This window comes from Flavobacterium psychroterrae (genome assembly GCF_018380615.1).
Lineage (GTDB): Bacteria > Bacteroidota > Bacteroidia > Flavobacteriales > Flavobacteriaceae > Flavobacterium > Flavobacterium psychroterrae.
Genome location: NZ_JAGYVZ010000029.1, coordinates 38,405 through 50,634, shown reverse-complemented (window position 1 = coordinate 50,634; position 12,230 = coordinate 38,405). Strand labels below are relative to the sequence as shown.

The 12,230-nt window shown below is 31.7% G+C and carries 8 protein-coding genes and 1 pseudogene; 8 read left to right on the top strand and 1 reads right to left on the bottom strand.

Annotated features, from left to right (window positions below; translation table 11 throughout):
- From KHA90_RS21795 to KHA90_RS21760, 8 genes and pseudogenes are all read left to right on the top strand, one after another.
- A pseudogene (locus tag KHA90_RS21795) lies at nucleotides 1-108 on the top strand (IS982 family transposase); the annotation flags it as partial.
- A gap of 156 nt (nucleotides 109-264) precedes the next feature.
- Nucleotides 265-2,337, top strand: a complete 2,073-nt coding sequence (locus KHA90_RS21790) for an McrB family protein (protein WP_244860514.1) — start codon at nucleotides 265-267, stop codon at nucleotides 2,335-2,337.
- On the top strand, nucleotides 2,327-3,610 hold the full coding sequence (locus KHA90_RS21785; RefSeq protein ID WP_213306566.1) for an McrC family protein: 1,284 nt from the start codon (nucleotides 2,327-2,329) through the stop codon (nucleotides 3,608-3,610). The genes KHA90_RS21790 and KHA90_RS21785 overlap by 11 nt, the downstream gene beginning before the upstream one ends.
- A gap of 4 nt (nucleotides 3,611-3,614) precedes the next feature.
- Nucleotides 3,615-6,824 (top strand): type I restriction endonuclease subunit R, encoded by a 3,210-nt coding sequence (locus KHA90_RS21780; RefSeq protein WP_213306556.1) that lies wholly within the window; start codon nucleotides 3,615-3,617, stop codon nucleotides 6,822-6,824.
- A 706-nt stretch (nucleotides 6,825-7,530) separates the two neighbouring features.
- Nucleotides 7,531-8,985, top strand: a complete 1,455-nt coding sequence (locus tag KHA90_RS21775; RefSeq protein WP_213306553.1) for a glycosyltransferase — start codon at nucleotides 7,531-7,533, stop codon at nucleotides 8,983-8,985.
- A gap of 226 nt (nucleotides 8,986-9,211) precedes the next feature.
- Nucleotides 9,212-9,808, top strand: a complete 597-nt coding sequence (locus KHA90_RS21770; protein WP_213306550.1) for a TetR/AcrR family transcriptional regulator — start codon at nucleotides 9,212-9,214, stop codon at nucleotides 9,806-9,808.
- Nucleotides 9,809-9,814: 6 nt separating this feature from the next.
- On the top strand, nucleotides 9,815-10,042 hold the full coding sequence (locus KHA90_RS21765; RefSeq protein ID WP_213306547.1) for a hypothetical protein: 228 nt from the start codon (nucleotides 9,815-9,817) through the stop codon (nucleotides 10,040-10,042).
- 19 nt (nucleotides 10,043-10,061) lie between these two features.
- The gene (locus KHA90_RS21760) at nucleotides 10,062-11,309 is read left to right on the top strand and encodes an MFS transporter (protein WP_213306544.1); all 1,248 of its coding nucleotides are present in this window, start codon (nucleotides 10,062-10,064) and stop codon (nucleotides 11,307-11,309) included.
- A gap of 53 nt (nucleotides 11,310-11,362) precedes the next feature.
- On the opposite strand, the gene KHA90_RS21755 is transcribed toward KHA90_RS21760, so the two are convergent.
- Nucleotides 11,363-12,118 (bottom strand): hypothetical protein, encoded by a 756-nt coding sequence (locus KHA90_RS21755; RefSeq protein ID WP_213306541.1) that lies wholly within the window; start codon nucleotides 12,116-12,118, stop codon nucleotides 11,363-11,365.
- Nucleotides 12,119-12,230: the final 112 nt, after the last annotated feature.

Genomic DNA, 12,230 nt, shown 5'->3' with positions numbered 1-12,230 from the left:
TTTAAAACAAGAATATTAGCAAAAATAGCAGCACTTACATTGGTTCAATATATTAACAAATTTATATTTGACAGACCAATTAATAATATTAAAAATCAAATAATTTAATTTCACCCAACGGGTTAATTGAATTAAAAGATTCACAACAAATATTATTAAATCAAAACCGTCTTCTCAAAGAAGCTCGAGATATTTTATTGCCGAGATTAATGAGCGGGATGATTGATGCGGAGGGGTTGCAATTAGAAACTTTAAATGTCTAAAATGAAAATATTTTTTGGTAAAATATCTGGTAACTTCGATACAAAACAAATTGACGATGGATATTATCAAGCTACGAAAGGCAGTACATGGTATAATGGTATTGATGTGGGGGATTATGCCTTTATCATTGGAGGCAATCGTATTCAGTTATGGAAAGCAAGAGCTTGGGGTAAAATGACAACTAATGAAAATGATAGACTTGATTTTGATGTTTTAATTTCTGATACAGGTTTAAAAATAAAAGACTTAATCGCTTTTAAATTTTTAAAATTGACAGTCAATCTGATTGTTAAAACTACAAGGTCAACTGGTGGTGAGAAAAAAGCGTTTTTTGAGCTGGAAATTGAACCTGAATTATTAGAAGATGATTTAAGGAATCCTGAAACATACAGAAATAAAGATAACTTTAGAAAAATCAGGACTTTTTTGCCTAAACAAAGTATAGATCTTAATTCATACGATATTCAATTACAATTTAATGAAGGAAAATTGATTCTTCATCCAATTAGAAATTGCGAAGAAATAATTTTTGGTCGTTTCGTCGATAATACTTCACATATTGGTAAAGGACAATCTCAAAAAGACAAGACACTTTCTATTTTAAAAGCAACTATTAATACTATAAAACCTTTAAATATAACAATTAAAGATCTTTATGATGCTTGTATGTGTAAATACAAAGTAGTAAGTCAAGACACAAAGTATTGGGTAGTAAATGGCTACGAACAAAAAAAAATAAACTATGATTTAGAAAATCATAGTTTTGTAATGTATTTTCAATACACAGTTCAAAAGCAAGGAACAGTAACGCAAACTCTTAATACCGCTAAAAAAATAAAACCCGGCGATAAGGTACTTCTATTTAATCAAAATAAATTTTTTGGACACTCAACCTTTATTGAAACAGAAGTTGAAAGTACTTTAGAAACAACTCTAGATGATTTATTAAGAAGTCGATCAAGGAATGATGACGGTGAAATCGTAACTTTTACAGATGCTCCCTGTATTTATGAAGATTTGACAATTGAAAATGGTTTTAAAGGAGAATGGGGCCAACGACTTGCATTAGAAGGCTGGGAAGATATACATGAACGCGGAATTAACATTCCAGGAATTATGGACAACCTGGGGCCAAATAGTATAATTACAAATACAATAATCCAACTTAGTGATAATTCCTTTTTTGATTTTGTAAAAAAAATCCTTTCGGGAGAAGTTCAAAATAGTAAAGAGTATAAAAAGATGAATGAAATAATCGACTTACTTCAATATAAAAAACAAATTATTCTTCAAGGCCCTCCTGGAACTGGGAAAACCTATTCCGCAAAAAAAATAGCATTTGAACTTTTAGGAGGTAATATTCCAGATAGGTACAAACTTATTCAATTTCATCCTTCCTACACCTATGAAGATTTTGTTAGAGGAATTGTTTCTGAAATAGATGAAGATGGAGATATTTTCTATCAAGCAAAAAATAAAATTATTGCCGAATTTGCTGAAACGGCAGCAGCTTCTGAAGAAAATCATGTTTTAATAATTGATGAAATAAATAGAGCTAACCTTGCATCTGTTTTAGGAGAGTTAATTTATGCCTTAGAGTATCGTAATGAACCTGTGCAGAGTATGTACGATATTGATGGGGATAACACCATAATCATACCTGATAATTTATTCATTATAGGTACAATGAATACAGCAGATAGAAGTGTAGGTCATATTGATTATGCAATAAAAAGACGTTTTGCATTTGTAGACGTTTTTCCAAATGCAGAAGTTATCAATACAGTAAAGGGAAAAGAATTATTTAACCGTGTTGCAAATCTTTTTGTAAAAGTAAAAGACGGGATAAATATCAATTCAGATTTTTTAGCTTCGGATTTTAATTTTAAAGAGATTCAGTTAGGGCATAGCTATTTTCTATTGAAAGGAAGGACCCCAGAAGAACAGAAAACTGAACTTGAAATGCGATTAAAGTATGAAATAATTCCAATCTTGAACGAATATGTAAAAGATGGCTTATTACTTGAAACAGCAAAAGAAGAAATTAAAAAAATAGCAGAGTTTGAATGTTAATTTACTAACATATAGGGAGCATGACGAGGAATCATTTCTAGATGATAAGCTTGTAATACCAACAGATCTTTATGAGCCACTTTTTACAAAAAAGCACAGAGGTAAAGATGCTAGTTTACCTTGTTTTTCAATTAGAAAATCTCAAACAGCGCTTAATTCATATAGAATAAAAACAGGTTATTTCATTGGTGTTGATTGGATTCAAATAAACCAATCAGCTTTGCATGTTAGGCCAAAACTGAATGAATTAGACAAAGAAGTTGATTTTATTAAAATGCTTTTTTCATCTCTTCGACATACCGATGTAGCAAAGGAAATCAATGAATTGTTTGAGGTAAAATGGGATTTACCAACTATTGAAATTGGCCAAAAGCAAGATTTGTTAACGCCTTTTTTGGTAGTAGAGTTTTTAAGTTTAATTAAAAAGATTGTTCGGAAAGGATTAAAGAAGTCATATTATAAGGTAGAGCAAAATCTTCATAGTAAAGTAAAAGGAAAGATCTTGGTTGGTAAATCAATTAAACTTAATCTTCAGCAAAATAAAAATTTATATACTTATTGTAGTTATGATGAGTTTGGATTAAATAATAAAGAAAATCGTTTGTTGAAAAAAGCATTAACTTTTGTAAAAAGATATTTGCCGCATTATCCAAACTTCACTAATAATAAAGATTTACAGGATACTTTTAATTACATAAATCCTACATTTTACGAAGTTTCAGATGAAATTGATTTAAACGAAATTAAGCATAGTAAAACAAACGCATTTTATAAAGAGTACGAACCTGCAATTCATTTAGCAAAACAAATTTTGAGACGATTTGGGTATAATATTTCTAATACAGAGAAAGTTACAATTAAAACACCTCCTTTTTGGATTGATATGAGTAAATTGTTTGAACTCTATGCTTTAGGATTGCTAAAAGACCGCTTTCAAAATCAAATAAAATTTCAATTTAAATATTATGGAAATGAACTTGATTTTTTACTAAAAACGCATGATTATCAAATGGTCATAGATGCTAAATATAAAATGATTTATCTAAATGGTAGTCATGATGAAGATATTCGTCAAGTTAGCGGATATGCCCGTTTACGAAAAGTTTATGAAGATTTGGGCAAAAAAGAAGGAGAGGTTATAGATTGTTTAATAATATATCCAGATCAAGAAAATGGTTTAGAAAGTTTAAAAGATGTTGAGTTAAAAAGTAATGAAATAAAACAGTACTTTGGAGTTTATAAGCTAGGTTTAAAATTACCTTATATCAAATAATAATATGAGCTACGAATATTCAGAAGACGCCCTCATAGAACAAGCTACTCAAGATGTATTGCAAGAGTTAGGTTGGAAAGTGGTTACGGCATGGACGAAAGAAACCTTTGGAGAAGAAGGTTTGTTAGGCCGTGAGAACAAGTCAGAAGTTATTTTGAAAAGATATGTCATTAAGGGATTAGTTAAATTAAATCCTGATTTACCTTTTTCAGTTTACGAACAGGCGTATGAAATTCTAGCTCAAAAAATAGCTGATAAAAGATTAGGAAGTATAAATAAAGACAAGTACGAGCTGCTTAAAAACGGTATTCCCGTATCTTATACTAATGATGAAGGGGAACTGATAAAAAAGAAGCTTAAAGTATTTGATTACAATAATTATGTAAATAATGACTTTTTAGCTGTTCGCCAATTAGAAATTGTTGGAGAATTGTATAGTCGTCGTCCAGATGTAATTGGGTTTGTAAACGGAATTCCTTTAGTTTTTTTCGAATTAAAAGCTCATTGCAATGATTTACGTAATTCCTATAATGATAATATCAGAGATTATAAAGATACTATTGAACAGGTATTTCACACCAATGCTTTTATAATATTAAGTAATGGTGTTGACAGCAAAGTAGGAACTGTGACAAGTCCCTACAAATTCTTTTTGGATTGGAAACGAATCGAAGAAGAACAAGAAGGAATAGTCAGTTTAGATACGATGTTACGTGGTACTTGCGCACCACATCGTTTAATGGATTTATTCGAAAACTTTCTATTGTTTGATGAAAATAGTGGAGAAATAGTCAAACTGATGGCTAAAAATCATCAGTATATTGGAGTAAATAAAGTATTAGAAAACGTAAGAAATATTGAAGATCTTCAAGGTAAACTAGGAGTGTATTGGCATACACAAGGTAGTGGAAAGTCTTATTCAATGGTTTTTTTATGTGAAAAAGTACATCGAAAATTTGGTGGCGCTTATACTTTTTTAATTGCTGTCGATAGAACCGAATTAGAAAATCAGTTATACGATACCTTTTCTGGAGTTGGAATTGTCAATGACAAAAATATAGTTGCAGGAAAAAAAACAGGACTAACAGGACGTGATCACCTTCGGGAATTACTGGCAGAAAATCATCGTTATGTTTTTACTTTAATTCATAAATTCTCTATTGATCCTGAAAAGGAATCTGAATATCCCTTAATTACTGATCGTAAAAATATCATTGTAATTTCGGATGAAGCACATCGTACACAAGGAGGAACTTATGCACGAAATATGCGTTTCTTTGGTTTGCCAAATGCTTCTTATCTTGGTTTTACAGGAACTCCAATTATTAAGGATGAAGAAGAATTAACTAAAAATATCTTTGGTGAATATGTTTCAGTTTATGATTTTAAAAGAGCTATCGAAGATGATGCGACATTGCCTTTATTATATATTAACAGAGGGAAAAAATTAGGAATTGAAAATCCTGAGCTTGATGAAAAAATGGCTGAGGTACTCGAAGATGAAAACCTTGATGAAGATAAAAGAAATAAATTGTCTTATTTATTTCAAAAAAATTATCCAATCCTTACCGCAGAGCATCGATTAGATGACATCGCAAAAGATTTGGTCTGGCATTTTAATGAAAGAGGTTATCAAGGAAAAGCAATGTATGTTGCGCTTGATAAACCAACAGCCGTGCGAATGCATCAATTAATCTTGAAATATTGGCCATTATATTTAAGAGAGTTAGAAAGTCGTATTGCAAAAGCGCAAGATCAACAAGAAGCGCAAGAATTACAACGTAAATATGATAAAGTCGCTGAAACAGAAGTTTGTGTTGTAGTTAGTAGTGAGCAGAACGAAGTAGATAAATTCCGAAAGATGAATTTGGATATTGAGCAACATCGTCGTAAAATGGTAGAGCGCAATTTAGAAAAGGAATTTAAGGATGCCGAAAACCCTTTCCGTTTAGCCATTGTTTGTGCGATGTGGATTACCGGTTTTGATGCGCAATGTGTGTCAACAGTTTATTTAGACAAACCTATTAAAGGACACACTCTTATGCAAACCATTGCCAGAGCCAACCGTGTGTATGATGATGAAAAAGAAAATGGTTTGATTGTCGATTATGGAAATGTTTATAAGCAATTAGAGCAGGCTTATTCTGTTTATGGTGAAGGTGGAAAAGGAGACAAAAATGCTGAAGGCGGCAAAGCAGTTGAAGAGATTGCTGATTTGGAAAGTGAATTAAAAAAGGCTATAAAAGAAGCAAAGGATTATCTGCATTCCATAAATTTTAAACTTTCTGATTTGTTTAATGTTAAACCAATGGAGAAAATTGGTTTGCTAAAAAAAGCAGGGGATTGTGTTTGTTTAAATGAAACTACACGTACCAGTTTTGAAATGATGGCTCGTAATGTCTTTAGAAAATATAAAGCCTTATTTCCAGAAGTGGAATCGAAACAATATATTAAAGAATTCAATGCAATTGATGCTATTTATAACTTATTAAATCAAAGTGTGAAATCTGCAGATGTAACTGAGATTATGATGCAGTTGCAAGGTATCGTGAACGAAAGTGTACATTTACAGCAAGATGAAGTAAAGGAACCAAATAATGAAATTTATGTTGATTTAAGTAAGTTAGATTTTGAAAAGTTAAGAGCTGCATTTGCAAAAATACCAAATAAAAATACTTTAGTTTATGATTTGCAGCAAGCTATAGATCAAAAACTGCAACAAATGCTAAAAGAAAATCCATTAAGGTTAGATTTTTATGAAAGATATAAGGAGATCGTAGAGGAATATAATAAAGGAAAATCTTTAGAAGATACCGTTGCAGCGTTTAATAATCTAAATAATTTCTTTAAAGATTTAAGTTTAGAGGAGCAACGTGCAGTTAGAGAAAATCTGAAAGATCAAGAAACTTTAGCCATATTTGATTTGCTAAGGGAAGGCAAAGAGTTGCATGGAGAAGATCTCAAACAGGTAAAAAAAGTAGCTCAGGAAACACTTGGAAAACTGAAGGCAGAAAAATTAAAAATTGATCGTTGGCGAGAGAAAAGAGAAGTTACTGCTCAAGTAAAAAGTGAGATTTACAATCAATTACTTTGGCTTCCTCAAGAAGTTTACACTGATGAAGAAGTTAGTCTCAAAACTGTTACTATTTATCAGCATATTTACTCTAATTATTATGGTGCTGGAAATAGTGTTTATAGTAGATCAGCAGTTTAGATAATATATCAATTTGTCTTATTTAATAATCAAGGAAAGTATTTTATGTGTTTTCCTTTTTTTGTGAAGATTAAATTCTTAATGACCCATATAAAGAAGTCAGTCGGAAATCCCGACAGACCATTTTTTGTCTAGTTAGTATTCTTTAAAACATTACAAACATACTCAGTAATAGGAGATTTTCCTTTACCAAAAGCAACGCAACGATTTATTTTATCCAAAAAAATCTCATAACCTCAAAATCCCTGGCCCTGATGGAAGTGGAAATCCTTTTTGTGCCGGTCCCGAGGCTTCGGGAGCCACAAAAGATTGAAACGGACAGTGGGAAATAGCTCCAAAAAAAGAAATCTCGAAATTTTTTAAATCCCAAATTCCAAAACTCTTCGAATTCGCTCAGAATAACAATAATAAATTCAGGAAAACGTTATACTGAATCTTCGGACACTCAAACCTAAGAAAACTTCAGCCTCAAAAACTCCCAAAAACCTCAACAAAAACTGTATACTGTATCCTGAAAACGTATAATAATTACACACATCAGAAATATATAAAATAGTTAAACTGCTAGAAACCAGTAAAAAATAATAATGGCACAAGGCTTGCAAAATGGGATAATGTAAAATCCTTCACGATAAATGAAAATAAAGAATCGGGAGGAAAGCAAATTAAATAAAAGCCATACAAAGCAATCAAAAAGTAGTGTCATATGAAAAGTGAAACCCTAACAACAGAACAATTTTATACCTCAAATCCGGATCATAATAGTGAAAAAGCTTTAAACAACGCTATTTTTCGTATCAACAATTCAAACATATCTGCCAAAAAAGTAAACGAGCGTACCAAAAGTAAATTTGGATTATTTGTGCTTGTGAGTACATTTATCTTAATGTTTGTTGGAGCTTACTCGGTGTATCATTTACAGCCGGACTTTGATCAGTTTCAAATTGACCGAATGAACTCTAGCTGGGGACTTCCTTTTTTGATCGTGGCAGGTTTATTATTTTTCTTTCAGACAGGAGTTTTTCTTTATAATTTATACTTGTATTTTAAATACAAACCTATCGAATCCGTTTCGGATGAAATGCTGCCAACAGTTACTGTAATTGTTCCTGCATATAACGAAGGAAAACTGGTTTGGGATACTTTATTGAGCCTGGCAGATAGTGATTTTCCTGCACATAAATTAGAAATATTAGCCGTTGATGATGGTAGTAAGGATGATACCTGGTACTGGATGCAACAAGCCAAAATAAAATTAGGAGATCGTTTAACGATTTTTCAACAACCTGCAAACGCTGGAAAGCGTCACGCATTATACCGTGGATTTGAATTGGGAACGGGAGAAATTTTTGTAACAGTTGATAGGGATTCAATTGTGAAAAAAGATACTCTGCGTAATTTGGTTAGTCCGTTTGTGGTAAATGAAAAATGTGGTGCAGTTGCCGGAAATGTTCACGTATTGAACAGTAAAAAGGCAATATTGCCAAAAATGCTTAACGTTAGTTTTGTAATGAGTTTTGAATTCATGCGTTCTGCAGAAAGTCAATTGGGCTCTGTACTTTGTACTCCCGGAGCAGCAGCAGCATATCGTAAAACAGCTGTTTTTGCTTGTCTTGACGAATGGATCAACCAAACTTTTATGGGACAGGCATCTGATATTGGTGAAGATCGTGCCATGACCAATATGATCCTAAAACAAGGTCAACATGTATTGTTTCAAAGAAATGCTTATGTTCTGACAAATGTTCCGGAAGAATACACAGGATTATACAAAATGTTTATTAGATGGAGCAGAAGTAATGTGCGTGAAAATATTGCAATGGCAAAATATGTTTTTACAGATTTTAGAAAAGAATCTAAATTTGGATCCCGACTTTTATGGTTAAATCAGGCATTTAAAATTGTTATGGCATATCCGTTCATGATTTTTATGTTTGTTTTTATCATCATGCATCCGTTATTGTTTTTAAGTTCAACATTATTGGGAATATTGATTGTTTCGAGTTTTCCGGTTTTGTTCTATGCTAAAAGATATAGTTTTTCAGATTCTCTTTGGGCGTATTCATACAGTCTTTTTTACACCTTTAGCTTATTCTGGATTACTCCATATGCTATTGTTACTGCCAATAAAAGTGGTTGGTTAACTCGTGGATTAGCATAATTAAATAGAAAATTTAGATTAGAAATAGAAATTAGATTTGTTTTTGAAACTCCTGTTCATTTTTTGAGCAGGAGTTTTTTTATGCAATAAATTTTTAGTTACTGATTTTAAACCGGACAGGTTTCTAAAAACTGTCTGGTTTATCAATTAAAATAAATTTAAAAAAAAATAATTAATAAAAGAATGTTCATTCATTTATTAATATATCTTTGTAAAAAAATACCATATGAGAATTCGGGATATTGATAAGGAGAAGCTGGTAATTACAACTGCAATTGATCAAATCGTTCGTGACGGATTTCAGGGTTTCAGTATGAATAAGCTGGCGAAAGCCTGTTCTATATCTGTTGGAACATTATACATTTATTATAAAGACAAAGATGATTTAATACAAAAAATAGGTGCCATAATTGCACTTAAATTTTTTACAGGAACAGTAAAAGATTTTTCACCCAAAATGTCGTTTGAAGACGGATTATGGAAGCAATGGGAAAACCGAGCGGCATTTACCATGAAATACCCTAAGGAAGTTGCTTTTTTTGAAATCGTCAAACATTCCCCTCACTCAGAAATTATTTTAGAATCTATTAAGGAGTTTGCAGATTTTAGAAAAATTATGACTGAGTTTATCGATAACGGACATCGTAATAAACAATTGGTCCCAATGACATTTGAAGCCTTTTGGTCTGTGGCTTACGGACCGTTATATACATTGCTGAACTTGCATACTGAGGGTAAGAGTATGGGAGGGAAACCGTTTACACTTACCAAAGAAATTATGAAAGAAGCTTTTAGCCGAACCATAAAAGCCTTAAAACCATGAAAAATTATGGAAACAGATTTAAACTCAATCTACGTTTTTAAAACGAATATTACGAATATTGATCCGGCCTGCGAGATGCGTAAAACGCTGGATGAGCATCAGGAAATAGAGCAATGGAGTATCGATCATGAAGATGTCGATTGCGTACTTCGCGTTGTTTCAAACGTGCTTAAGCCTGAAACAATCATTGGTATGATCAACAAATTTGGTCATGAATGCCAGGAATTAAATTAATAAAAATAAAACCATTTATATGGAAAAAACAATAGGGGACAGCCCCGCTTTTACTTTTCACCAAAAAATTATTATCGCAATTTTAGCTCTTTTGCAGTTTACGGTAATACTTGATTTTATGGTTATTTCTCCCTTAGGAGATATTTTAATGAAAACCCTTGATATGACAACTGCCAACTTTGGTTTTGCCGTTTCAGCTTATGCGTTTAGTGCCGGAATTTCGGGATTACTTGCTGCGGGTTTTGCAGATCGCTTTGATCGAAAAAAACTACTGATTTTCTTTTATACAGGTTTTATTATAGGAACTGTTTTCTGTGCACTTTCGTCCAGTTATATGATGTTGCTAATGGCAAGAATAGTTACCGGACTTTTTGGTGGGGTAATTGGATCTGTTTCATTGGCAATCGTAACTGATTTATTTGTGATTCAACAAAGAGGCCGTGTTATGGGATTTATACAAATGGCGTTTGCAACCAGTCAGATTTTAGGAATTCCGGTAGGGTTATATTTTGCGAATCACTGGGGATGGCATTCGGCTTTTATTATGATTGCGGTATTAGGAGTTTTTATTCTGATTGCCATTATAACTCAAATGCAGCCTATTATTAAACATTTAGAATTACAATCAGATAAAAGTCCGTTTTTACATCTGTGGCATACGCTGAGTAATAAAAATTATCAGATAGGTTTTACCGCTATTGCATTTTTATCGGTTGGAGGTTTTATGTTACAGCCTTTTGGAACCGCTTTTTTGGTCAATAATATTAATATAAGCCATCTCGAATTGCCAATGGTATTTTTCTTCACTGGACTATCGGTACTTTTTATTATGCCTTTGGTTGGAAAATTAAGTGATAAAGTCAGTAAGTTTAAATTGTTTGCCGCAGGATCTGTAATTTCTGTGATTATGATTTTAATTTACACCAATCTTGATCCTATTCCGTTATGGCAAGTCGTAGTAATCAATATGATTTTATTTATGGGAATAATGAGTCGTATGATTCCGGCAACTACCTTAAATACTGCTATTCCTGAAATGAAAGATCGTGGCGCTTATATGTCTATTACCTCATCATTACAACAAATTGCTGGCGGAATCGCAGCTGTTTGCGCAGGGTTTATTGTACATCAGGAAACAAAATCATCTCCGTTAGAAAACTATAATATTTTAGGATATGTTATTGCTGTGATTACGCTTTCGACCATCTTATTAATGTGGAGAGTAAATCAGTTAGCAAAAAAGAAAGACGCCGTTGCGAAAGAATAAAAATCTAAACCAATTTTATTGGTTTAAAATAAAAAGCAAGTGAAATAGTAGTTTTACATGCTTTTTTCTATTTGCAACGATTTTGTTTGAGGAAAATTTTCGTTTTCTTCTATATTGTTTTTGACTATTTTAATAAAATCATTTGCGTTGTCTATATACAGTAATATTCGTTTGGGTTGTTTTGTGATTCCAAAAGGTAAATGAACTTTAATATTATTTTTTAATTCAATCAAAATATTATGAGGTTCTAATTTTCCCAGTAATGCAAATTTTAGAAGCTCGTTGCTTTTATCATAATCTCCTTCAAACTTTTGTATTGTAATAATCGAATCAGTAGGTATTTCTAAAGTGTCAAAAAGCCCGTAACGAATCACTATTTTTTGAGATAAAATAAGATGATTTCTAAAGAAAATAGCTTTTAAGTGACCTGTCAAATTTATAATTAAATAGATATGAAGTATCAGAAAAAGAATTGCAGCAGTTTTACTTCTTAAAATTAAAAACACATGTAAACCAATGGCTTCAAAACCAGAAGCTAACATTAAACCAATATAAAGAGCACTTACGCCACTTTCCCGATATCCTGAAAAATTATTTTGATTGTTTTTATTTCCTTTCCATTTTATAAAACAATAATAGAAAGAGCAAACTTCAAAAGCAATTGTTTTTCCTAATTTCTTAAAAGGGATTGATTTTTTTATATAATCTGAAATAACAGAATATTCGTCTTGTTCAATAGTGTCTTTTTGTTTGATTGCTTTACTGAAATTTCGAATGAATTGAAAAGCTTTCCATATTAAGAAGGTCACAAATGCAATGTTGAAATAAATTTTCCATTGGAAAAATCACTTGAAAAAAGTTGTTTTCCATCTGAAACATATAAGGAGTAATCTTAAAAACAGAATAAAAAACAAACCAAAA